The organism is Mesorhizobium sp. M0751, from assembly GCF_040320265.1.
In the GTDB taxonomy this organism is placed as follows: domain Bacteria; phylum Pseudomonadota; class Alphaproteobacteria; order Rhizobiales; family Rhizobiaceae; genus Mesorhizobium.
The window spans coordinates 1-22215 of the sequence record NZ_JAMYPH010000040.1; the positions used below are offsets into that span (position 1 = coordinate 1).

At 61.8% G+C, this 22215-nt stretch carries 20 protein-coding genes and 1 tRNA gene; 17 read left to right on the top strand and 4 right to left on the bottom strand.

Annotated elements, in window-relative coordinates:
* Window positions 1-155 precede the first annotated feature (155 nt).
* Entirely contained in the window at window positions 156-1961 is a 1806-nt protein-coding gene (ade, locus tag NKI19_RS31450; protein ID WP_352567541.1) for an adenine deaminase, read from the bottom strand.
* 585 nt (window positions 1962-2546) lie between these two features.
* The gene (locus NKI19_RS31455) at window positions 2547-2999 is read right to left on the bottom strand and encodes a cupin domain-containing protein (RefSeq protein WP_352493386.1); all 453 of its coding nucleotides are present in this window, start codon (window positions 2997-2999) and stop codon (window positions 2547-2549) included.
* Between the two features lie 280 nt (window positions 3000-3279).
* Here NKI19_RS31455 and NKI19_RS31460 point away from each other — a divergent pair.
* The 3 genes from NKI19_RS31460 to NKI19_RS31470 all read left to right on the top strand — a co-directional run bounded on the left by NKI19_RS31460 (window position 3280) and on the right by NKI19_RS31470 (window position 4421).
* Window positions 3280-3365, top strand: a tRNA-Leu gene (locus tag NKI19_RS31460).
* Window positions 3366-3636: 271 nt separating this feature from the next.
* A complete protein-coding gene (locus NKI19_RS31465) occupies window positions 3637-3912 on the top strand; it encodes a type II toxin-antitoxin system TacA family antitoxin (RefSeq protein WP_352493387.1) in 276 nt (91 codons plus the stop codon).
* The gene (locus NKI19_RS31470) at window positions 3909-4421 is read left to right on the top strand and encodes a GNAT family N-acetyltransferase (RefSeq protein ID WP_352493388.1); all 513 of its coding nucleotides are present in this window, start codon (window positions 3909-3911) and stop codon (window positions 4419-4421) included. The genes NKI19_RS31465 and NKI19_RS31470 overlap by 4 nt, the downstream gene beginning before the upstream one ends.
* A gap of 204 nt (window positions 4422-4625) precedes the next feature.
* Here NKI19_RS31470 and NKI19_RS31475 read toward each other — a convergent pair whose 3' ends face one another.
* Window positions 4626-5204 carry an NUDIX domain-containing protein gene (locus NKI19_RS31475; RefSeq protein ID WP_352493389.1) on the bottom strand — a complete coding sequence of 193 codons (579 nt, stop codon included), beginning with the start codon at window positions 5202-5204 and terminating at the stop codon, window positions 4626-4628.
* 156 nt (window positions 5205-5360) lie between these two features.
* Here NKI19_RS31475 and NKI19_RS31480 point away from each other — a divergent pair, with 156 nt between their 5' ends.
* The 7 genes from NKI19_RS31480 (at window position 5361) to NKI19_RS31510 (ending at window position 11942) form a co-directional block, all read left to right on the top strand.
* Window positions 5361-6464 carry an NADH:flavin oxidoreductase/NADH oxidase gene (locus tag NKI19_RS31480; protein WP_352493390.1) on the top strand — a complete coding sequence of 368 codons (1104 nt, stop codon included), beginning with the start codon at window positions 5361-5363 and terminating at the stop codon, window positions 6462-6464.
* A 358-nt stretch (window positions 6465-6822) separates the two neighbouring features.
* Complete coding sequence (locus NKI19_RS31485; protein ID WP_352493391.1) at window positions 6823-7131, top strand: DUF982 domain-containing protein; 309 nt, start codon at window positions 6823-6825, stop codon at window positions 7129-7131.
* Window positions 7132-7159: 28 nt separating this feature from the next.
* Complete coding sequence (locus NKI19_RS31490; RefSeq protein ID WP_023674770.1) at window positions 7160-7399, top strand: DUF2188 domain-containing protein; 240 nt, start codon at window positions 7160-7162, stop codon at window positions 7397-7399.
* Window positions 7400-7563: 164 nt separating this feature from the next.
* Window positions 7564-8649, top strand: a complete 1086-nt coding sequence (locus NKI19_RS31495; protein ID WP_352493393.1) for an ABC transporter ATP-binding protein — start codon at window positions 7564-7566, stop codon at window positions 8647-8649.
* Window positions 8650-8682: 33 nt separating this feature from the next.
* Window positions 8683-10008, top strand: coding sequence for an ABC transporter substrate-binding protein (locus tag NKI19_RS31500; protein ID WP_352493394.1), 1326 nt, complete (start codon window positions 8683-8685; stop codon window positions 10006-10008).
* Window positions 10009-10195: 187 nt separating this feature from the next.
* Window positions 10196-11047 (top strand): carbohydrate ABC transporter permease, encoded by an 852-nt coding sequence (locus NKI19_RS31505; RefSeq protein WP_376705884.1) that lies wholly within the window; start codon window positions 10196-10198, stop codon window positions 11045-11047.
* Window position 11048: 1 nt separating this feature from the next.
* Window positions 11049-11942, top strand: a complete 894-nt coding sequence (locus NKI19_RS31510) for a carbohydrate ABC transporter permease (RefSeq protein ID WP_352493395.1) — start codon at window positions 11049-11051, stop codon at window positions 11940-11942.
* 38 nt (window positions 11943-11980) lie between these two features.
* Here the strand turns inward: NKI19_RS31510 and NKI19_RS31515 are convergent, their stop codons facing one another.
* The gene (locus tag NKI19_RS31515) at window positions 11981-12967 is read right to left on the bottom strand and encodes an alpha/beta fold hydrolase (protein ID WP_352493396.1); all 987 of its coding nucleotides are present in this window, start codon (window positions 12965-12967) and stop codon (window positions 11981-11983) included.
* Between the two features lie 149 nt (window positions 12968-13116).
* Here NKI19_RS31515 and NKI19_RS31520 point away from each other — a divergent pair, with 149 nt between their 5' ends.
* The 7 genes from NKI19_RS31520 to NKI19_RS31550 all read left to right on the top strand — a co-directional run bounded on the left by NKI19_RS31520 (window position 13117) and on the right by NKI19_RS31550 (window position 21980).
* A complete protein-coding gene (locus NKI19_RS31520; protein WP_352493397.1) occupies window positions 13117-13866 on the top strand; it encodes a competence/damage-inducible protein A in 750 nt (249 codons plus the stop codon).
* Window positions 13867-13943: 77 nt separating this feature from the next.
* Complete coding sequence (locus tag NKI19_RS31525) at window positions 13944-14777, top strand: universal stress protein (RefSeq protein ID WP_352493398.1); 834 nt, start codon at window positions 13944-13946, stop codon at window positions 14775-14777.
* Between the two features lie 213 nt (window positions 14778-14990).
* Entirely contained in the window at window positions 14991-15491 is a 501-nt protein-coding gene (gene gpt / locus NKI19_RS31530) for a xanthine phosphoribosyltransferase (protein WP_352493399.1), read from the top strand.
* 219 nt (window positions 15492-15710) lie between these two features.
* Complete coding sequence (locus tag NKI19_RS31535) at window positions 15711-16199, top strand: NUDIX hydrolase (RefSeq protein WP_352493400.1); 489 nt, start codon at window positions 15711-15713, stop codon at window positions 16197-16199.
* A 646-nt stretch (window positions 16200-16845) separates the two neighbouring features.
* Window positions 16846-20610 carry a vitamin B12-dependent ribonucleotide reductase gene (locus NKI19_RS31540; RefSeq protein ID WP_352567542.1) on the top strand — a complete coding sequence of 1255 codons (3765 nt, stop codon included), beginning with the start codon at window positions 16846-16848 and terminating at the stop codon, window positions 20608-20610.
* Window positions 20611-20846: 236 nt separating this feature from the next.
* The gene (locus NKI19_RS31545; RefSeq protein WP_352567543.1) at window positions 20847-21617 is read left to right on the top strand and encodes an SDH family Clp fold serine proteinase; all 771 of its coding nucleotides are present in this window, start codon (window positions 20847-20849) and stop codon (window positions 21615-21617) included.
* Window positions 21618-21773: 156 nt separating this feature from the next.
* Window positions 21774-21980, top strand: a complete 207-nt coding sequence (locus tag NKI19_RS31550; protein ID WP_352493403.1) for a type II toxin-antitoxin system HicB family antitoxin — start codon at window positions 21774-21776, stop codon at window positions 21978-21980.
* Window positions 21981-22215: the final 235 nt, after the last annotated feature.

Here is a 22215-nt window from a genome sequence, read left to right on the forward strand (position 1 = left end):
AAAATCCAGACCATCGACCTCAACGCAAGCCAAAGATAGGATGGCAAACTGTTCGCGATGTCCCCGCACACCTGTTCGCGATGTCCCCGGTCCAAACACCCCCCTTGAGGGGGAGATGTCCGGCAGGACAGAGGGGGGCGCTGTCCCGCCATCGTTCAGACGAACAGATCAACCTTCCGGAAAGTCGTCACGTCGATCAGGCCGACGTCGGAAATCCTGAGCTCGGGGATGACGACCAGCGCCAGCAGCGAGTGCTGCATGTAGGCGTTGTTCAGCGAGCAGCCCATCTGGCGCATGGCGTCGCTGAGTTGGTCCGCCTTTGCGGCGACGATTTCGGCGCGCTCGTCCGACATCAGTCCGGCGATCGGCATCTCGACCAGCGCCAGCTCCTTGCCCCTGGAGAACAGCACGACGCCGCCGCCGACCTCGCCCAGCCGGTTCACGGCCAGCGCCATGTCCTGCTTGTTGGTGCCGACGACGATGATGTGGTGGGCATCGTGCGCCACGCTGGAGGCCATGGCGCAGTCGCCGATATAGCCGAAGCCGGAGACGAAGGCATTGGTGACGCCGCCGGTGCCCTTGTGGCGCTCGACCAGCGCGATCTGGCAGACGTCGTTGCGGCGGTCCATGGCGACCAGCCCCTCTTCGACCGGCAGATCGGCCTCGAGCGCCCGCGTCGGCGCCTGGTTCTCGATGACGCCGATGACGCGCACCCGCACCTCGTTGGCGCCCAGGGGTGCCGCGATGTCGAAATCGCCGGGTTTGAGCTTCTTGCCGAGCTTGACGGTGTTCTTCGCCGTCTTCGGATAATTGTAGGCCGGAATGTCGATCTCGAGCTTGCCGCCCTTGGCCAGCCTGACGCCGCGGCCATAGACCTCGTCGATGGTCATTTCGGCCAGGTCGGAAACGATCAGCAGATCGGCGAGCCGACCCGGCGCGATCGAGCCGATCTCGCGCTCCAGCTTGAAATGCTGGGCGGTGTTGAGCGTCGCCATCTGGATCGCCGTCACCGGCTTCAAGCCCTGGCTGATGGCGTGGCGCACGACCCGGTCCATATGGCCTTCGTGCACCAGCGTACCGGAATGGCTGTCGTCGGTGCACAGGATGAAGTTGCGCGGGTCGAGGCCGCTCTCGGTCACCGCCTTGATCTGCGAGGCGACGTCATACCAGGCCGAGCCCAGCCGCAGCATCGCCTTCATGCCCTGGCGGACGCGGGCGATGGCGTCCTCGGCGCGCGTGCCTTCATGGTCATCCTCCGGGCCGCCGGCGACGTAGCCGTGGAACGGCAGGCCGAGATCGCGCGAGGCATAGTGCCCGCCAACCGTCTTGCCGGCCCTCACCGTCGCGGCGATCTCGCCCGACATCACCGGGTCATTGGCGGCGACACCCGGAAAATTCATCACCTCGCCGAGCCCGATGATGTTCTCCCAGGTCATCGCCTCGGCAACATCGGCAACGGTCAGCTCGGCGCCGGCATGTTCCAGCCCCGGCGCCGACGGCACGCAGGACGGCATCTGCACATGCACGTTGACCGGCATGGCGACCGCCTCGTCATGCATCAATCGCACGCCCGGCAGGCCGAGCACATTGGCGATCTCATGCGGATCGATGAACATCGAGGTGGTGCCATGCGGGATCACCGCGCGGCAGAATTCCGTCACCGTCACCATGCCGCTCTCGACATGCATATGCGCGTCGCAAAGCCCCGGCACCAGGTAGCGGCCGCCGGCATCGACCACCTTGGTGCCCTGGCCGATGGCATGGCCGGCATTCGGCCCGCAATAGGCAAAGCGGCCGCCGGCAATGGCGATGTCAGTGCCAGCTATGATCTCGCCCGAATGAACGTTGACCCAGCGCCCGTTGCGGATGACGAGATCGGCGGGTTTGCGGCCCATGGCGACATTGACCAGATGCGTCGCCATCTCGGCCCAGGGTTTTGGTTTCGTCGCATTCTTCGGCATCAACAGGCTCCTCTTTGCCCGACTGTGCCAAGCCGCGAGGATTTTGACCAGCGAGGAAGTAAGCGACGACGGCGAAACCGCCGATCTCCCCCCAAAAGGGGACCCAAAGTGGGGGAGATGTCGCCAAAGGCGACAGAGGGGGTCGGGACGTCCTGACGCGAACCTTTGCCCCGAACAAAAGGAGGCTGGCGCTTGACGCGCGACGACCCCCTCTGGCCTGCCGGCCATCTCCCCCTCAAGGAGGGAGATCGATGCCACCACGGCTTTCGCCAATCGACAACGCCGGGAAGGCAGGACAAAGGCTTTATGCTTTTGTGCCGGCCGCAGCAACTTTGTTCTTGCTTTGTGCCGGCAGCTATGCTACTAATTTGGGTATGGTGCCAATTGGCTCCAACGACCCGCCTACCGAGGCGGGTTTTTTGTTTCGGCGCCATTCACGGCAAAATGGCCAAGCGGAATAGGATTCCGTTGCGGCCAATCAGCTTTCGCCGCGTTAGCGGATCTTACTGATTCGACGGTCGCGGAGTTTGACGCACTCCATCATTCGAGCCTTCAGCCGGTTCAATCAATTCGATCCCCGAACTGTCACTTCTTGCTCGGATCGTCTGCCGGGTTGACGTAGGTGATCTTGAATGGCCCCTCGCCATGAACCTGGATGATCGTATCGCTTGTCGTCCAGGCGAAGTGATTCATTCCGGCCGGCGCGACGCCGAAGCCGCCAGCAGTCAGTTCGACACCTTTCGCCTCGTCGAGCTTATCGCCCATTCCAACATGGAAGTTGCCGGAAAGCACCGTTACGTATTCCGTGGTGGGATGATTATGTGCGGCAATTTTGTAGCCGGCGGGTGTCTTCAACCGCAGCACATAGGCGCCGTCCTTTGAGGGATCTCCAGAGATAACAGCCATTTCAGCGCCAGCGGGAATGACAGCAGGAGCAGGACCCCACCTGATGTCTTTGGCGTTCATCGGCATGTCATCGGCAAACAGAGGCGCCGTCCCAACAAGCAGCAGTGCCAAGGCAGAGGCAAGCTTGAGCATGACAATCTCCCGGTGTTCGTAGAGGACGGCGTCGAGTGCCGGCGCGCCGATCCACTTGCCAATTCGAGTCTATCAGGGCGGAGCGCCTCAACGCATCCTGCGAACGGGGGACGCGCATTCGCGATAGCCCCGGAAGCTGCCGCTAAAGATATCTCCAGGTGAAGGCGATTTGCTTGTATCTCTGTAGGTGATTAGCCCTCGCTAGCTTCCAGTATCGGATTTGTCGACGGCAGAAGACGGGCTTGACGGCCTTTGGCTGGCGGCTGAAAAGAGCTGGCCTGCGGACGTGGCGGAATTGGTAGACGCAAGGGACTTAAAATCCCTCGATCTCTGATCGTACGGGTTCGATTCCCGTCGTCCGCACCAAATTGGGTATTGATTTGATTTCCTAGCTGGTTGCTAGCCAAGAAGGCTTGGCTGCCCGACAGCCTTCTATCGCAAGCACGGCCTCTTGCCACCTCAGAGCCGTCCGTTGTCATCGCTTTTACCGATTGCAACGGCATTGAAGCTGCTCGGTTGAGCCTTAGGCTTGTGCCCTCTGAGTTATAGAACGCATTTCTATAACTCAAGCTAAGGCGAAAGGTTGGTGTTGTACGGATTGAATCCGTACTGTATAGTTAAACCGAAGGATATGCCCATGCCCCGCAATGTTAGTGACAATGGCCGAATCGATCTCCGGATTCCGCCCGAAGCAAAAGCCGTGATCGCACGTGCAGCGGCTTTGTCGAATGTCGGTCTAACCGAGTTCGTCACGCGTTCCGCGCTGCGTGACGCCCAAGCCACGATCCAACGCGCCGAACATCTCGCACTGTCAGAACGCGACAGCCTGCGCGTCCTCGACCTGCTCGAAAATCCGCCGGCGCCCACCGAACGTCTTATCCGTGCCGCCAAGGCCGGTCAGACCCTCGCGTGAACTCCTGGCAGGAAGTGCCGATCAGTAAACAGCATGACCGTGCCGCCTTCGACTGTGGCGACGCGGACCTCAATACCTATCTACAGCGCTTCGCGCGTCAAAACCACGAAAGCGGCGGCGCAAAAACCTTCGTCGCCGTGACGGCGGAAGATCCATCGCACATCCTCGGATTCTATTCCCTCAGTCCCGCCTCGATAGACTATGCCCGCACACCGACGATCGCCAGGCGTGGCCTGGGCCGCTACGACGTGCCGGTCTATCGCCTCGGTCGCCTCGCTGTGGATCGTGCGATGCAAGGCCGTGGCCTCGGTGGCGGCTTGCTGCTCGCCGCCGGGAAACGCTGCATAGCAGTTGCGCAGGAAGTCGGCGGCGTAGCCCTGTTGATCGACGCCAAAGGCGATCAGGCCGCACGCTGGTATGAGGGCTACGGTGCGGTCCGTCTCGATGACGCGCCGCTATCCCTGGTCCTGCCTTTCGCCGTGATCGCCAAGGCAATGGCTGCGATCTGAACGGTGCGGCATGTGGCCCTGCCCGTCGCTCTGCCGCACCGTGACGACGATATCCACCGACTTGCCCAGCCGCGACGACCGAGAGGGGCACGTTTCCGTGCATGCTTTGCGATGCGCAGGCATGGGCCATTTAGGAACTGCGCACAACAGCGATGCTAGCATAGCCGTCACGTCCTAATCCGCACCTAGCCCAGATCCACCACCTCACCCACCGATCGGGTTCAGCTTCAAATGCTGGATCAGGATGATGGTCTTCGCATCGACAATGCTGCCGTCGTAGATGCCGGCCAGCGCCTCGTCGAGCGGCATTTCCAAAACCTCGATGTCCTCGCCTTCGTCGTGGGCGCCGCCGCCGTCGGAGATGCGGTCGGCGGGCGAATAGCGGGCGACGAAGAACCAGAGTCGCTCGGTCACGCTGCCGGGGCTCATATAGGGTGAAAACAGCCGCTGCACGTCCTTCAGGCGGTAGCCGAGTTCCTCCTCGGCCTCCTTGCGAATGCAGGTTTCGGGATCGTCTTCGTCGAGCAGGCCGGCGCAGGCCTCGATCAGCGGCTCCTTGTGGCCGGTGACGTAGGCCGGATAGCGGAACTGCCGCACCAGCAGCACCGTCGAGCGGTCGGGATCGAAAGGCAGGATCACCGCGCCGTCGCCGCGATCGTAGGTCTGGCGGGTATGCGTTTCCCATTTGCCGTCGCGCCGGCGGTAGTCGAAGACGGTCTTTTTCAAAACCGCCCATTCGTCGGAAAGGACCTCCTCCGAGCGGATGCGAATGCGATCTTCCATGGTGGACTCCCTGCTGCCGCGGCAAAGGCGTAGCCGCGAACGGCGGTTCGCGCAATCCGGTCAGCTATTGGTCCAGAGCACCGGTTCACCGTCTCGTGTCTGGCGCTGGCACAGTCGGCTGCATAAATAGCGGCAACCCTTTCCGGAGTGTTTTTTATGACCTCATCGCTTTTCCAGCCGATCACCCTCGACGGCCTCACCTTCCCCAACCGCATCGCGGTCGCGCCGATGTGCCAGTATTCGGCCGAGGACGGCTCAGCCAGCGACTGGCACCTCTATCATTGGATGAACCTGGCCATGTCGGGCGCCGGCATGGTTACCGTCGAGATGACCGACGTCGAGCGGCGCGGCAGGATCTCGCATGGCTGCCTCGGCCTCTATTCCGAGGACAATGAGGCGGCGGCGCGACGCACGCTTGATGCCGCCAAGCGGGTCGCCGCGCCGGGCACGAAATTCGGCACCCAGCTTGCCCATGCCGGCCGCAAGGCGTCGAACCGGAAACCCTGGGAAGGCGGCGGACCGCTGCACGCCGATCAGGACCCGTGGCCGATCGTGTCGGCCTCAGCGATCGCCTACGACACCGGCTGGCAGGTGCCGCGGGCGCTGGAGGACGACGAGATCCTGCAAATCATCGAACGCTTCGCCGAAGCGGCAAAGCGGGCCGAGCGGGCCGGCTTCGACTTCATCGAGCTGCATGCCGCGCATGGCTATCTGATCTTCCAGTTCCTGTCGCCGCTCTCCAACCAGCGCACCGACCGCTGGGGCGGCTCCCTGGAAAACCGCATGCGTTTCGCCGTCGAGATCGCCAAGGCGGTGAAGAAGGCAGTGCCCGGGCTGATGCTGGGCGCGCGCCTGTCGATCAAGGAATGGGTCGATGGCGGCTTCGAGGTCGAGGATGCGATCGAAGTGGCAAAAGCGCTGAAGGAAGCCGGCGTCGCCTATCTCTGCTGCTCGAGCGGCGGCAATTCGCCGTTGCAGAAGCTGCCGTCCGGGCCTGGCTACCAGGTGCATCTGGCCGAAGCGGTCCGCAGGGCCGTCGGCATCCCGACGCGGGCCGTCGGCCTGATCGACGATCCGAAACAGGCCGAGGCGATCGTCGCCGACGGCCGCGCCGACATGGTGGCGCTGGCGCGCGCCTTCCTTGCCGATCCACGCTGGGGCTGGCGCGCCGCGGCCACCTTCGGCGAAAAAATCCACCCGGCGCCGCAGCTTGCCCGCTCGGTGACAACGATGCAGCATTGGATGAAGGCGGCGAACTGACGGCGGGTTCCGATGAGCCGCCCAAGGCAATCGCTTCAGACAGAAATGGCGCTCGGCCGGCCAATTGATGATGTCGCGCTGCCCCTCACCTGCCTGCCGGCATCCTCTCCCCGTATAGTGACGGGGAGAGGGGCGCTCTCGTCGACGGTTTCGCCAATCTCCAGCGTTGCAGAACGGGAGCCGAGGTTGCGGTCAGCCCTCTTCTCCCCGTCACTATACGGGGAGAAGGTGCCGGCAGGCGGATGAGGGGCAGCGCAAACCTGAAGTGATTGCCCCGACTGCGGCTAGATTGTTGAGCTATATTCGCCTGAGCTAACATAGTACTTGCAACCAAATCGGCCGCTCCGCGTTGGCGGCGATGATGGACAGCAAGCCATTTGAAAAGCCGGTCGTGGTCGAACTCGGCCATGTCGGCAAGTATCGCCACATCCGCAGCGCCCAGGAGGCGGCGGAGTGCCTGATGACGGTCTGGCCACTCAATCGCGGGCCCCGTCATCGTGATGCCCTCGACACTTGCCTAAAAGTGCTGGAAGGTTATCGTTCGACGGCGGATGCGCGCCGGGCACTGATCGAAGCCGCCAGGGAATCGGACGTGCTGGTCACAGACGACAGGCTGCCAGACGACAGACTGGCCGACGACAGACTGGGCGACGACAGGCTGCATTGAGGCAACGGGCTTTCAACCGGAGGGTTTCATGGCGAAACTGACCTACAAGATCGTCGAGCATGACGGAGGCTGGGCCTACAAGGTCGGCTCGACATTCTCCGAAACGTTCCCCACCCATCAGGACGCCTTGCGCGCCGCCGAGATCGCTTCCGCCGAACAGCAGGTCGCCGGCAACACCGACGGCATCCAGTACGAGGACGCCGACGGCAAATGGCACGACGAGCTCGCCGACGGCCGCGACCGGCCGCAGACCGAGGTTTCCGATTAGGGTGTCTCGATATCCCAGTGATGCCGGTGTGCTTTACAGGTCGGTTTGGTAGCGCTACCGTCTCACATCGCGCGTGACCGGGGAGGAGTCTGGGCGCTGTCGCGGGCCAGGCAGGAAAGCGGTTTCCTTCGAAGTCGTTGCAGGAATCAATCGGGAGGAGATCGATGGCGTCTGTCGCAATCGGCGATGTCTACAAATCATTTGGAAACGTCGAGGTCCTGCACGGGGTCAGCGTCGATATAAACGACGGCGAGTTCGTCACGCTGGTCGGTCCTTCGGGTTGCGGAAAGTCGACCCTGCTCAGAATGATCGCCGGCCTGGAAAAGATCTCGCGCGGCCAGATTGCGATCGGCAAACGTGTCGTCAACAACGTTGCGCCAAAGGAGCGCGACGTCGCCATGGTCTTCCAGAACTATGCGCTCTACCCGCATATGACGGTCGCCGAGAACATGGCGTTCTCGCTGATGCTCAAGGGCGTTCCCAAGACGGAGAGCGATGCCGGCGTGCGGCGTGCGGCAGAGATCCTGGGACTGGTGCCGCTGCTCGACCGCTATCCGCGCCAGCTTTCCGGCGGCCAGCGCCAGCGCGTCGCCATGGGCCGGGCGATCGTGCGCGATCCGCAAGTCTTCCTGTTCGACGAGCCGCTCTCCAATCTCGATGCCAAGCTCCGGGTGCAGATGCGCGCCGAGATCAAGGAACTGCACCAGCGCCTGAAGACGACGACGGTCTACGTCACCCACGACCAGATCGAGGCGATGACCATGGCCGACAAGATCGTCGTCATGCATGACGGCATCGTTGAACAGATCGGGCCGCCGCTCGAACTCTACGACCGGCCGAACAACCTTTTTGTCGCCAGCTTCATCGGCTCGCCCGCCATGAACATGCTCAGGGGCGAGATCGTAAGCGACGGCTCGCCGTCGTTTCGGGGCGCCGGCGGGATTTCGGTCCCGTTGGCCTCGGCCCTTTCGATCGGCAATGGTGAGCCGGTCGTGCTGGGCATACGGCCCGAGCATTTACGGCTGTCCGACCATCTGGGCATTCCGGTCACTGTCGTGGTGGTCGAGCCGACAGGGTCCGAAGTGCAGCTGATCGGCCGCACCGCCGGCGGCGAGGAGATCGTCGCCAATTTCCGGGAACGCCATTCCTTCACGCCGGGCGAAACCATCCGGCTTACGGCCGAGCCTGGCCTCATCCATCTCTTTCACGGCAAAACCGGACAGCGGTTCGAAACACCCATCGAGCAGTAGGACGGCAAGGACAATAAGCAGGAGGAAGCGAGCATGAAATTCACCAGACGCGACGTGATCCGCACCACCGCCGGCGCGGCGGCGGGAGCCTTGGGAAGCCGGCTCATCGGCTCTCCCGCCTTTGCCCAGGAGGGATTGAAATACAAGCCCGAGGACGGCGCCAAGCTCAGGCTGCTGCGCTGGTCGCCCTTCGTGCAGGGCGACGAGGATCAATGGCTGGCCAACACCAAGCGCTTCACCGAAGCGACCGGCGTCGAGGTCCGCGTCGACAAGGAAAGCTGGGAGGACATCCGCCCCAAGGCGGCGGTCGCCGCCAATGTCGGCTCCGGCCCGGACCTGATGTTCGTCTGGTTCGACGATCCGCACCAATATCCCGACAAGCTGCACGACGTGTCGGAACTGGGCGAATATCTCGGCTCGAAATATGGCGGCTGGTACGACGGACCGCACCAATATGCGACACGGCAAGGCAAATTCCTCGGCCTGCCGCTGGCGACCATCGGCAATGCCATCGTCTATCGCGAAAGCTGGGTGAAGGAGGCCGGCTTCTCCGAGTTTCCGAAGGACACGGCAGGCTTGCTCGAGCTTTGCAAGGCATTGCAGGCAAAGGGGCACCCGGCCGGCTTCACGCACGGCCACGGCGTCGGCGACGGCAACAACTACGCCCACTGGCTGTTGTGGAGCCACGGCGGCAAAATGGTCGACGAGAGCAGCAAGGTGACGATCAACAGCCCCGAGACGCTGAAGGCGATCGAATACGCGCAGGAGCTCTACAAGACCTTCATTCCCGGTACCGAAAGCTGGCTCGACGTCAACAACAACCGCGCCTTCCTGGCCGGCGAATTGAGCGTCATCGCCAACGGCATTTCGGCCTACAACACCGCCAAGATCAACAAGGACAAGGATCCGAAACTGGCCGAGATGGCCAAGGACATCCGCACCACCAACCTGCCGATCGGTCCGGTCGGGAAATCCGTCGAGCTGTTCCAGGTGACCACGGCCGTGATCTTCGACTACACGCCCTACCCCAACGCGGCCAAGGCCTATCTGCAGTTCATGTTCGAGGAGCCGCAAATGGCCAAGTGGATCACGTCCTCGGCGGGCTATTGCTGCCAGACGCTCAAAGCCTTCGACAACAACCCGGTGTGGACGGCCGATCCGAACAATGCCGCCTACGCCAAGGCCTCGGCGACGCTGCGGCCCAACGGCTATGCCGGCCCGCTTGGCTATGCCTCGGCGGCGACCATGGCCGACTATGTGCTGGTCGATATGTTCGCCAAGGCGGTGACCGGCCAGGCGACGCCGCAAGAAGCGATGGAAGAAGCCGAGAAGCGCGCAAACCGCTACTATCGCGTTTGAGCCGGATTCAGCCGGGCGGCCATGCTGCCCGGCTTCGAATCGCGCATGGCCGCCCGGCCGTTCAATGAGACCCTAGAGGAGCCGACCCATGGCCGTGACCTCCGCTGCCGCTCAGCCACGCCGGTCGACGCTGTCGCGCATTTTGACGTTCGTGTCTGAAAGTCATAACGCGCTTGGCTTCGGCTTCATGCTGCCGGCGGCGGCACTGCTGCTGGTCTTCCTGACCTATCCGCTCGGGCTCGGCGTCTGGCTCGGCTTCACCGATGCCCGCATCGGCCGCCCCGGCATCTTCATCGGCATCGAGAACTACGAATATCTGTGGGACGACGCCGTCTTCTGGCTCTCCGTCTTCAACACATTGCTCTACACGATCAGCGCCTCGATCCTGAAGTTTGCGCTCGGCCTGTGGCTGGCGCTTATCCTCAACCAGAACCTGCCGTTCAAATCGTTCTTCCGGGCAATCGTCCTGCTGCCCTGGGTGGTGCCGACGGTGCTGTCGGCGATCGCCTTCTGGTGGATCTACGATTCGCAGTTCTCGATCCTGTCCTGGGCGCTGATGGAAATGGGCCTGATCGACCATCGCATCAATTTCCTCGGCGATCCCGAGAATGCGCGGGCTTCGGTCATCGCCGCCAATGTCTGGCGCGGCATTCCGTTCGTGGCGATAACGCTGCTTGCCGGCCTGCAGACGATTCCGCAGTCGCTCTACGAGGCCGCCACGCTCGACGGCGCCAGCCGCTGGCAATTGTTCCGCTATGTGACGCTGCCGCTGCTGACGCCGATCATAGCCATCACCATGACGTTTTCGGTGCTGTTCACCTTCACCGATTTCCAGCTGATCTATGTGCTGACGCGCGGCGGGCCGGTCAACGCCACCCATTTGATGGCGACGCTGTCGTTCCAGCGCGGCATTTCCGGAGGCCAGCTTGGCGAAGGCGCCGCGATCGCAGTCGCCATGATCCCGTTCCTGCTGGCGGCGATCCTGTTCAGCTATTTTGGCCTGCAACGCCGCAAATGGCAGCAGGGCGGCGGAGATTGACATGACCGCGATCGATACAAGCAAACGCCCGGAACTCGACGAAGGCGGCATGGGCTACCTGCAGAGCTTGCCGCGCCGCGTGGTGACGGTCTACCTGCCGTTGCTGATCTTCGTCATCGTGCTGTTGTTTCCGTTCTACTGGATGACGATCACGGCGGTTAAGCCCAACCTCGAGATGACCGACTACGCCAATTTCAATCCGTTCTGGGTGGTGCATCCGACGCTCGAGCATATCCGCTACCTGCTCTTCGAGACATCCTATCCGGGCTGGCTGCTCAACACGATCATCATTTCGACCGCCGCCACGTTCCTGTCGCTGCTGGCTGCGGTATTCGCTGCCTATGCGATCGAACGCTTGCGGTTCTCCGGGGCGCGGCAGGTCGGCCTCGCGGTGTTCCTCGCCTATCTCGTACCACCCTCGATCCTGTTCATTCCGCTGTCGGTGATGGTGTTCAACCTTGGGCTTTACGACACGCCTTTCGCGCTCATCCTCACCTATCCGACCTTCCTGATCCCGTTCTGCACGTGGCTGCTGATGGGTTACTTCCGCTCGATCCCGTTCGAGCTGGAAGAATGCGCGCTGATCGACGGGGCGAGCCGCTGGCAGATCCTCACCAAGATCGTGCTGCCGCTATCTGTGCCGGGCCTGATTTCCGCCGGCATCTTTGCATTCACGCTGTCATGGAACGAGTTCATCTACGCCTTGACCTTCATCCAGTCGTCCGAAAACAAGACCGTGCCAGTCGGGGTGCTCACCGAACTGGTCCGCTCGGACGTCTATGAATGGGGGGCGCTGATGGCGGGAGCGCTGATCGGCTCACTGCCGGTGGTGGTGCTCTATTCGTTCTTTGTCGAGCACTATGTTTCCTCGATGACCGGAGCCGTGAAGGAATAGGCGGCATGGTGAGGAATGCGTGAGCTTCCGGGAGGGTGTCAGCTGCTGGTGTCGGACTTCGGCGCAAATGCGCGGTCGGCAATGCGTTCGATGAAAGCGACGACCCGTTCCGGCTCGACGAATTGCGGCATGTGGCCAAGCCCCTCGACCGGCTCGAAATCGAGCCCGCTGATCTTTTCCATCAGCGGCCAGCCATGGATATCGATGCCCAGCACGATGTCGGAAGCACCAAACAGAATGCCGGCCGGCATGGCGATCTCACCATAGCGTTGCTCGATGCGGCCAAGGTCGTGCTCGATGGCCACGACGTCGGTCGACGTTGCGTAGAAATGGCTTGGCCTCAGCCCGCACCAGCCGCCGCCCTCGACCATATAGTCGGCCGGCGCCGTCTGCGGTGCAAAGATGAAGGCAAGCGTCGGTTCGGCATATTTGAGAGCCGCCGGGATCGCCACCGTCTGAGCCATGATCCGGCGCCGCAGCGGCGACTTGATGTATAGCGGGCCGAACTTCTCGCGCGCGTCCGGCTCCAGATGGGTCAGCGGCGCCAGCAAGGCGATACCGGAAATCGCCTCTGGATGCTCGACAGCCAGCGTCAGCGCGATGGCGCCACCCAGCGAATGGCCGACGACCAGAGGGTTTTCCAGCCCAAGCGCCTCGATAAAGCGCCGCACGATCTCGGCCTGCTCGGGCAGCCGTCCGCTGGCGCCCCTGGCCCGCACCGAATAGCCGGAGCCAGGACGGTCGAGCGCAATCAGCCGATAGTTCGGGCCGAACCGTCCGAACAGCGTGTGGCCGAACTGATGAAGCTGCGCGCCGAGGCCGTGCAGGAAGACGATCGGCCGCCCCTCGCCCGTCTCGACATAATGGATGCGATTGCCGTCGATCTCGATGAATTTTCCGCTGGCCGGCACCAGCCTTTCGGCCTTTGCCGCGATCCACAGCGTCGCCAGCATCGGATAGGCTGCCATGACGAGCGCCAGCAGAAGCAGCGCGCCGGGCAGCCATAGCAGAATCGGTACCGGCATATCTTGCTCAAGGCTCCAAACCGGCACGCAGCATCACCCGCCGAAGGGTCCACGGCAAGGGAGGTGGCACAGATGGATCCGTCGTTTGGCGGCATTGCCGCCGGCCGTCCGTCGCGCTATCTCAGGCGACCCGTTTGCCGGAGCCAGTCATGACCGAAATCGTCACCGCCGCCATGCTCGTCATCGGCGACGAGATTCTGTCCGGCCGCACCAAGGACAAGAACATCGGCCACCTCGCCGACATCATGACGGCGATCGGCATCGACCTGAAGGAAGTGCGCATCGTTGCGGACGAAGAAGACGAGATCGTCGCTGCGGTGAATGCGCTGCGCGCCCGCTACACTTATGTCTTCACCACCGGCGGCATCGGCCCGACGCATGACGACATCACCGCCGATTCGGTTGCCAAGGCCTTTGGCGTGCCATGCGAATACGACGCCAGGGCCTACGCCCTGCTGGAAGCAAGCTATGCTGCCCGCGGCATCGAATACACCGAAGCGCGCAAGCGCATGGCGCGGATGCCGCGCGGGGCAGACCACATCGATAATCCAGTGTCGGTTGCGCCGGGCTTTCGCATTGGCAACGTCCATGTCATGGCCGGCGTGCCGGCGATTTTCCAGGCGATGCTCGACAATGTCGTGCCGACATTGCGGGCCGGCACCAAAATGCTGTCGGCAACCGTGGAATGCCCGTTCGGTGAAGGCCTGATCGGCGGCCCGCTGGGCGACATCCAGAAGGCGCATCCGGACACGATCATCGGCTCCTACCCGAAATATGGCGACGGCAAATTCTGGACGGAACTGGTGGTGCGGGCCCGCAGCCAGCAGGCGCTGGACTCGGCACGCGCCGACGTAGAGGCTATGGTGGCGAGCTTGACCAGGGCAAGCCGGGTGGTCTGATCGGCCGGCCTGACGGAACCAGCATCGCGCAGTGACGTTTGTCACGAGTGGGATCGCCGTAAAACTGGGGGATTGCCATGCGCTTCAAGACCATCGTTGCCATATTGCAGAATGAACAGGATGCCGAGCGCGTCCTCGACTGCGCGATCCCGCTGGCCAGCCGATTCCAGAGCCATCTGATCGGCATTCATGCCGAGGCGTTGCCCGTGCCCTACACCTCGGCCACCGGCTTTCCGGACACCGAGTTCCTGCAGGTTTCCGCCGACATGAACCGGGAGCGCGCCGAGAAGTTGCAGGCCGCCTTTTACAAGCGCATCGAGAATTCCGGCCTGTCGTTCGAGTGGCGCAGCCTCGAGAGTTTTTCCGGCGACAGTGCGCTGACCGGCATCTCGACCGTTCGCACTGCGGACCTGATCATCGCCGCGCAGCGCGAATCCGGTAGCGACCCGAGCGCCGACGTCGACACGCTGGTCTACGATGCCGGCCGGCCGGTGCTGGTGGTGCCGCATTCGGGTCCGCTGGTGACCAGCTTCAAGCATGTGCTGCTCGCCTGGAACGGCAGCAAGGAAGCCGCGCGCGCGGCGTTCGATGCCCTGCCCTTCATCATCGAGGCCGAGAAGACGGATATCGTCGTCATCGACCCGCCGGATACGCTGGACGAGGCGCCGGAAACAGCCGGCGCGGAGATCGCCGCCTCGCTGTCCAGGCATGGCGCGACCGTCAGCGTCTCGGTGCTGAGGTCCGGCGGCGCCTCGGTCGACGACATCATCCAGACCAGGGTCGCCGAGTCGGGTGCGGACCTGCTCGTTCTCGGCGCCTACAGCCATTCCTGGCTACGCCAGCTGCTATTCGGCGGGGTGACGCGAACGGTGCTGCGCACCGCACCGGTGGCAGCTTTCCTGTCGCGGTAGAGCATGATCCCGAAAAGTGGAATCCGGTTTTCGGAAAGATCATGCTCAAGAAAAAAGAATAGAGCCCCATCCCGATTAGGTCGGGATGGAACAGGCTCTAGGTTCACAGGGATAGCTGGCCGCTCCCCTTGCCAAAGCCAAGCCTTTCCAGTTAATTCCGCGCGCATTCCATAGTGTCTGCGCGCGATGCGCGCTTTGCGGAGTGCGCGAAAGATGTCCCTGCCCGAAAAAGCCTTCCCGGTCTCCTGGGACCAGTTCCACCGCGATGCGCGCGCGCTCGCCTGGCGGCTTGCCGGCGCCAACAAGGGGCAATGGAAGGCGATCGTCTGCATCACGCGCGGCGGCCTGGTTCCGGCCGCCATTATTTCGCGCGAGCTTGGCATCCGCATCATCGAGACGGTCTGCGTTGCCTCATACCACGATTATACCAGCCAAGGGCAGTTGCAGGTGCTGAAGGAGATCACGCCGGCGCTGCTCGCCGATGACGGCGCCGGCGTGCTGATCATCGACGACCTCACCGACACCGGCAAGACGGCGGGCATCGTGCGCGCGATGATGCCCAAGGCGCATTTCGCCACCGTCTATGCCAAGCCGAAAGGCAGGCCGATGGTCGACACTTTCGTTACCGAGGTCAGCCAGGACACCTGGATCTATTTCCCCTGGGACATGGGCTTCACCTACCAGAAGCCGATCGCCGACGACCACGCCGGCTGATTCGCGGCAAGGCCGCTCATTGCAGCCGGTCGCCCAAGGCACCATCCGCGACCGACAAATGCCGGCGTGATGCTCGCGCGGCCGCGCCGTTTGGGCGAGACCGGCGCAATTGGCGCAATTTCGTTGGTCCATGAAAGATTTTTTACTTTTATTGCTCATGATTAGCCGTAAGATTCGTAAGACGGCAAACGATTCTGGAAGCTGGGGCAAGCTTCTCCGATGTTGACAAGGCCAACGACGCACAACCATCTGGCCGAAAAGGTCCGGCGACTCTTCGGCACGGTGCCGTCCCGCCTGCAGGTTGCAGCCCTGCCCTGGCGCGACAGCGACGACGGCGTCGAGATCATGTTGATCACCAGCCGCGATACCGGCCGCTGGGTGCTTCCCAAGGGTTGGCCGGAAGCAAAGGAGCCGCTTTGCGAAGCGGCGGCGCGCGAGGCCGGGGAAGAGGCCGGGCTGCGCGGCACGATCTCGCATCACGAGGCCGGCCGCTATTTCTATGCCAAGGTGCTGGATTCCGGCGAGGAAGTGCCGTGCGAAGTGCTGGTGTTCCCGCTACAGGTCGACAAGGTGGCCGACCGGTGGAAGGAAAAGCGGGCACGCACCCGCAAGTGGGTCAGCGCCGCCGAGGCCGTGGGCATGGTGCATGAACCGGATCTTCGCCAGATCATCGCCCATTTCTGCGCCGATCCACGCCGGTTCTCCTGAGCCCGAGCCGCGCATAGCCGCGGTCAGGTGCGGCGAATGCCGTGGCCGAAGCACCTTCGCGCCGAGCCGAACCTCCCTCGCTGCGCTCCGCTTCTATCCCCGTTATCCACATATGTGACACACAAGATGTTGGGGTCATAAAAGCTACGCAAACGAATCCTTGACGCCGCAAAACGAGTCGCCTTTTATAGGCCATGCGCTCCTGTTGAGAGTGCGACCGGAAAAGTTTCGAGGCCGGTCTTTTTCCCGGAATATGTGCGTTTTGACCCGCATTGCCGCCTGTTCACGAGGCCGGCGGAGGCGTGGGATTTCAAGCCTTGGGTGGCGAAAGGGGAGGATTGTCGGACTTGAATAAATTGTCTGTTAACACTATATTTAGTGTTTGCAGGCAGGTTCGACGCTAGATAATGTGAAGTTCCCTCGACCGAGGGCGTTACAAAAAGTTTTCAGTTTTGAGGGACCCACAGGGTCCGTGAGCGCGTTGGACAGCGGCCTCGCAAGAGGTTCGACCGGCAGGGCCGCGGAGACTGTGACGATGAGAGCCGGTGGGTTTTGAACGCCGGCAGACGGCGGCCATGCGCGTTTCGTCAAGAGGGCAGAAATCCTCTGGGAAAAGCGCTATATGTAGACAAAAGGGACCGGACCAATGCGCATCGAGCGTCGTTTCACCAAACAGGGACAATCAGCTTATGCGGAGATCGAATTCCGCAAGGCGCTTTCCGAGATCAAGAATCCGGATGGGTCGGTGGTGTTCCGCTTGGACAACATCGACGTGCCGGCGCAGTTCTCCCAGGTTGCCGCCGATATCCTGGCGCAGAAATATTTCCGCAAGGCGGGCGTCCCGGCACGGCTGAAGAAGGTCGAAGAGACGCAAGTCCCCTCCTTCCTGTGGCGCTCCGTCGCCGACGAAGCTGAACTGGCAAAGCTGCCGGAAGGCGAGCGCTACGGTTCCGAGACCGACGCCCGCCAGGTCTTCGACCGGCTTGCCGGCACCTGGACCTATTGGGGCTGGAAGGGCGGCTACTTCAAGTCGGAGGAAGACGCGCGCGCCTTCCGCGACGAGCTCGCCTATATGCTGGCCACCCAGCGCGTCGCGCCGAATTCGCCGCAATGGTTCAACACCGGCCTGCACTGGGCCTATGGCATCGACGGTCCGAGCCAGGGCCATTTCTATGTCGACCCGTTCACCGGCAAGCTGACCAAGTCGAAGTCTTCCTACGAGCATCCGCAGCCGCATGCCTGCTTCATCCAGGGCGTGCAGGACGATCTCGTCAACGAAGGCGGCATCATGGACCTGTGGGTGCGTGAGGCGCGCCTGTTCAAATACGGCTCCGGCACCGGCTCCAACTTCTCGTTCCTGCGCGGCGAAGGTGAAAAGCTGTCGGGCGGCGGCCGCTCGTCGGGGCTGATGAGCTTCCTCAAGATCGGCGACCGCGCGGCGGGCGCCATCAAGTCGGGCGGCACGACGCGTCGCGCCGCGAAAATGGTCATCGTCGACGCCGATCATCCCGACATCGAGGAATTCATCGACTGGAAGGTCAATGAGGAGCAGAAGGTCGCCTCGCTGGTCACCGGCTCGAAGATCGTCAAGAAGCATCTCGAAGCGATCATGAAGGCCTGCATCAACTGCGAAGGCAATGGCGAGGATTGCTTCGATCCGGCGGTCAACACCGCGCTAAAGCGCGAGATCAAGGCGGCCAAGAAGGACGCGGTGCCGGAGAACTACATCTACCGCGTCATCCAGTTCGCCAAGCAGGGCTACACCTCGATGTCGTTCAAGACCTACGACACCGACTGGGATTCGGACGCCTATCTCACCGTTTCCGGCCAGAACTCCAACAATTCGGTGTCGCTGAAGGACGATTTCCTGCGCGCCGTCGAGCAGGATGGCGACTGGCATCTCACCGCCCGCAAGGACGGCAAGGTGCTGAAGACGCTGAAGGCGCGCGATCTCTGGGAAAAGATCGGCTATGCCGCCTGGGCGTCGGCCGACCCCGGCCTGCACTTCAACACAACGATGAACGACTGGCATACCTGCGCCTCGGCCGGTGCGATCCGGGCGTCCAACCCGTGCTCGGAATACATGTTCCTCGACGACACCGCCTGCAATCTGGCGTCGATCAACCTCCTGCCCTACCGCAATGCGGACGGCACGATCGACATTGCCGCCTACGAGCACACGGTGCGGCTGTGGACCATGGTCCTGGAAATCTCGGTCATGATGGCGCAGTTCCCGTCGAAGGAGATCGCTAAGCTTTCCTACGAGTACCGCACGCTCGGCCTCGGCTACGCCAATATCGGCGGCCTGCTGATGACCTCGGGTATTCCCTATGATTCCGACGAGGGCCGCGCCATCTGCGCCGCCCTCACCGCGATCATGACCGGCACGGCCTATGCCACTTCGGCTGAAATGGCCGCCGAGCTCGGCGCCTTCCCCGACTACGACCGCAATGCGCAGAACATGCTGCGCGTCATGCGCAACCACCGCCGCGCTGCCTATGGCGAAAGGGACGGCTACGAGAAGCTTGCCGTCAACCCGGTGCCGCTGGTCGCGTCAGACCTCAAGCAGCAAGAGCTTGCCGACCATGCCAAGGCCGCCTGGGACCGCGCCATCGAGCTCGGCGAGGAGCATGGCTACCGCAATGCGCAGGCAACCGTGATCGCGCCGACCGGCACGATCGGCCTGGTCATGGATTGCGACACCACCGGCATCGAGCCCGACTTCGCGCTGGTAAAATTCAAGAAGCTCGCCGGCGGCGGCTATTTCAAGATCATCAACCGCGCCGTGCCGGAAGCGCTGCGCACGCTTGGCTATTCCGAGAGCCAGATCGCCGAGATCGAGGCCTATGCCGTCGGCCACGGCAATCTCAACCAGGCGCCGGGCATCAACCCCGGCTCGCTCAAGGCAAAAGGCTTTACCGACGAAAAGATCGCAGCACTCAATGCCGCGCTGAAGTCGGCCTTCGACATCAAGTTCGTCTTCAACCAGTGGACGCTGGGCGCCGACTGGGTGAAGGAGACGTTCGGCTTCACCGACGAGCAGCTCAATGATTTCTCGTTCGAGATGCTGCCGGCGCTTGGTTTTTCGAAGAAAGACATCGAAGCCGCCAACATCCATGTCTGCGGGGCGATGACGCTGGAAGGCGCGCCGTTCCTGAAGGCCGAACACCTGCCGGTGTTCGACTGCGCCAGCCCGTGCGGCAAGATCGGCAAGCGTTCGCTGTCGATCAACAGCCACATCATGATGATGGCAGCGGCGCAGCCCTTCATCTCCGGCGCCATCTCCAAGACCATCAACATGCCGAACGACGCGACGGTGGAAGACGCCAAGGGTGCCTACATGCTGTCGTGGAAGCTGGCGCTGAAGGCCAACGCGCTCTATCGCGACGGCTCGAAGCTGTCGCAGCCGCTCAACGCCTCGCTGCTCGCCGATGGCGAGGAGGACGAGGACGAAGCCGTCGAGCAGCTGATCGTGGCACCGGCCGCACAGCGCGCCGTGCAGGTGACCGAGAAGATCGTCGAGCGCGTCGTCGAGCGTCTCTACCGCGACCGCGAAAAATTGCCGAACCGCCGCAAGGGCTATACCCAGAAGGCGGTCGTCGGCGGCCACAAGGTCTATCTCAGGACCGGCGAGTTCGACGACGGCCGTATCGGCGAGATCTTCATCGACATGCATAAGGAAGGTGCCGCCTTCCGGGCGATGATGAACAACTTCGCCATCGCCATCTCGCTCGGCCTGCAATACGGCGTGCCGCTCGAGGAATTCGTCGAAGCCTTCACCTTCACCAAATTCGAGCCGGCCGGCATGGTGCAAGGCAACGACGCCATCAAGAACGCCACGTCGATCCTCGACTATGTGTTCCGCGAACTCGCCGTCTCCTATCTCGGCCGCCACGACCTCGCCCATGTCGACCAGTCGGATTTCGACAAGACCGCACTCGGGCGCGGCATCAACGAAGGCAAGGCGACGCCCTTCTCCAAGGGCCTGACCCGCGGCGCCTCGCCGGTCAAGCTGGTGTCGGGCATGGGCGCCGAGCCGAAAGGCTTTGCCGGTGCGGGCTCCGGAACTCCAGCCCGTACCGCCCCGACCGCCTTCTCCGGCTCCAACGTGCTGACGCTGAAACCGGCCAGTGACGAAGCCATCGCCTACAAGCGCGACTACGAGGAGCGCGCCAGGGAACTGGTCGAAGACATCGTCTACGCGGAAGCCTCCGACCCGACGGAGCTGTTCACCGACGAGGCGGCGAAAGAAGCAGCCGAAGCCAAAGCGCTCGCCGCCAACCGGCGCCAGCAATCGCTGATGCAGGGCTACACCGGCAACGAATGCTCGGAGTGCCACAATTTCACGATGGTGCGGAACGGGACTTGCGAGAAGTGCGATACGTGTGGGGCGACGAGCGGGTGTAGCTGAATTAGCTGTGAAAAACTAAATCGATGCGTGCAAGGCATATTGCCTTGCACGCAAATAGACCCAAGAACAAAACGAAAACATCCCTGTTTGAGATATAACTATGGCCGAGATGAAACCAAAACCAAAGCAGCCATAGCCCGACAATATAAACAGGGCGCTCGATGGCCTCGCCGCCGACAACTTGGAAGCTGTTCGCACGGCCGTTGAATCTGAAATAGCTGCGATCCTCGTCAAACATGGTCTTCAAAGTTATAGATTTTCTAATATTACACGATGAAGTTGACAGCATAACCAGCTATCATACAGATAAACTTTACGCCGAAGCAACCTTGGATGGAGAACAAAAGGATGTTCTTCTTTTGGTTAATAGCGGTGGAGGTCGGATTGAACCCGCCTACCTCATTAGCAAAGCACTTAAAAGACTTGCAAAGAACAAGTTCGTTGCGGTCGTTCCGCGCCGAGCGAAATCAGCTGCAACGCTGATTGCGCTTGGAGCCGATGAGATTCACATGGGCATGATGAGTGAGTTGGGACCTATAGATCCCCAAATAAACGGATTGCCAGCTCTGTCGCTTGGAAATGCTTTGGATGTAATTGCAGAGCTTGTGTGCAAGTTTCCGGATTCGGCAGCGTTGCTTGGGACGTACATCTCGGAAAATGTTCCCGTCCGTGTATTGGGGTATTATCAACGAGTCAATGAGAGCGCCGTGCAATATGCGGAGCGTCTCCTAAATGGGAAAAATCTTGGTGGATTAGCGACCCCTCAAGATACAGCAAATAGACTCGTTAACCATTATAAAGATCATTCCTTTGTTATTGACTTTGAGGAGGCAGTCTCGCTCTTGGGGGAAATGGTTAGAGAAAAAACCCCGGAATATTTCGCTGCTGATGAAATATTTAAATTTCTTGATGTGGTTGGTTACTTTTGCAGGCGAAACAAGAAGAAAATCTGGGTCGTGGGCGGTAGCAAGGGGTTTTATTGGGCTGATGTCAGAGACGATGGATAAGACGATACCACAGCGAGGTCGATGCGGCCCCTTACCCGGTGCGACAGGCCGAAGTCGGAATATTGCCAGAACAGCCATTTTTGCAGCTGGGATAGATCTTTGACACATGCGCCAGAAACAGCATCCTCAAGCAGTCCGGTCTGAAGGAGCGATGACATGCGGTACGCGGTGGTGATTGAAAAAGCCGGAAACAATTTTTCCGCTTACGTGCCGGATCTGCCCGGCTGCGTCGCGACCGGCGCGACCGTACCTGAGGTTGAAGCCGAAATTCGTGACGCAATACGCTTTCATATCGAAGGCCTGCGGGCCGATGGGCTGGATGTGCCCAAAGGGGTCAGCCTGGCGGAATATGTAGAGGCGTAAAAGCTGCGCCTTCCCTTCTCCCCTTGTGGGAGAAGGTGGCCGAGCGAAGCTCGGTCGGATGAGGGGTGTTCCAGCTTGGCACCGACGCACTTCGTCCAGCACCCCTCAACCGTCTCGGCGCTACGCGCCGATCCACCTTCTCCCACAAGGAGGCCTTTGCAGAGAAGGCGCATAGATATGCGATTTGAGAGATATATGCTTTTTTGAGCGCCGAGAGCGCTGCCTGGGCGTTCAG

What these genes read in the sequence shown, in the direction of transcription:
- NKI19_RS31520 (WP_352493397.1), top strand. Translation starts at nt 13,117, where the DNA reads ATGACCGAAATCGTCACCGCCGCCATGCTCGTCATCGGCGACGAGATT.
- NKI19_RS31540 (WP_352567542.1), top strand. Translation starts at nt 16,846, where the DNA reads ATGCGCATCGAGCGTCGTTTCACCAAACAGGGACAATCAGCTTATGCG.
- gpt (WP_352493399.1), top strand. Translation starts at nt 14,991, where the DNA reads ATGTCCCTGCCCGAAAAAGCCTTCCCGGTCTCCTGGGACCAGTTCCAC.
- NKI19_RS31480 (WP_352493390.1), top strand. Translation starts at nt 5,361, where the DNA reads ATGACCTCATCGCTTTTCCAGCCGATCACCCTCGACGGCCTCACCTTC.
- NKI19_RS31490 (WP_023674770.1), top strand. Translation starts at nt 7,160, where the DNA reads ATGGCGAAACTGACCTACAAGATCGTCGAGCATGACGGAGGCTGGGCC.
- NKI19_RS31535 (WP_352493400.1), top strand. Translation starts at nt 15,711, where the DNA reads ATGTTGACAAGGCCAACGACGCACAACCATCTGGCCGAAAAGGTCCGG.
- NKI19_RS31465 (WP_352493387.1), top strand. Translation starts at nt 3,637, where the DNA reads ATGCCCCGCAATGTTAGTGACAATGGCCGAATCGATCTCCGGATTCCG.
- NKI19_RS31545 (WP_352567543.1), top strand. Translation starts at nt 20,847, where the DNA reads ATGGTCTTCAAAGTTATAGATTTTCTAATATTACACGATGAAGTTGAC.
- NKI19_RS31550 (WP_352493403.1), top strand. Translation starts at nt 21,774, where the DNA reads ATGCGGTACGCGGTGGTGATTGAAAAAGCCGGAAACAATTTTTCCGCT.
- NKI19_RS31475 (WP_352493389.1), bottom strand. Translation starts at nt 5,204, where the DNA reads ATGGAAGATCGCATTCGCATCCGCTCGGAGGAGGTCCTTTCCGACGAA.
- ade (WP_352567541.1), bottom strand. Translation starts at nt 1,961, where the DNA reads ATGCCGAAGAATGCGACGAAACCAAAACCCTGGGCCGAGATGGCGACG.
- NKI19_RS31500 (WP_352493394.1), top strand. Translation starts at nt 8,683, where the DNA reads ATGAAATTCACCAGACGCGACGTGATCCGCACCACCGCCGGCGCGGCG.
- NKI19_RS31510 (WP_352493395.1), top strand. Translation starts at nt 11,049, where the DNA reads ATGACCGCGATCGATACAAGCAAACGCCCGGAACTCGACGAAGGCGGC.
- NKI19_RS31455 (WP_352493386.1), bottom strand. Translation starts at nt 2,999, where the DNA reads ATGCTCAAGCTTGCCTCTGCCTTGGCACTGCTGCTTGTTGGGACGGCG.
- NKI19_RS31485 (WP_352493391.1), top strand. Translation starts at nt 6,823, where the DNA reads ATGATGGACAGCAAGCCATTTGAAAAGCCGGTCGTGGTCGAACTCGGC.
- NKI19_RS31515 (WP_352493396.1), bottom strand. Translation starts at nt 12,967, where the DNA reads ATGCCGGTACCGATTCTGCTATGGCTGCCCGGCGCGCTGCTTCTGCTG.
- NKI19_RS31505 (WP_376705884.1), top strand. Translation starts at nt 10,196, where the DNA reads ATGCTGCCGGCGGCGGCACTGCTGCTGGTCTTCCTGACCTATCCGCTC.
- NKI19_RS31495 (WP_352493393.1), top strand. Translation starts at nt 7,564, where the DNA reads ATGGCGTCTGTCGCAATCGGCGATGTCTACAAATCATTTGGAAACGTC.
- NKI19_RS31525 (WP_352493398.1), top strand. Translation starts at nt 13,944, where the DNA reads ATGCGCTTCAAGACCATCGTTGCCATATTGCAGAATGAACAGGATGCC.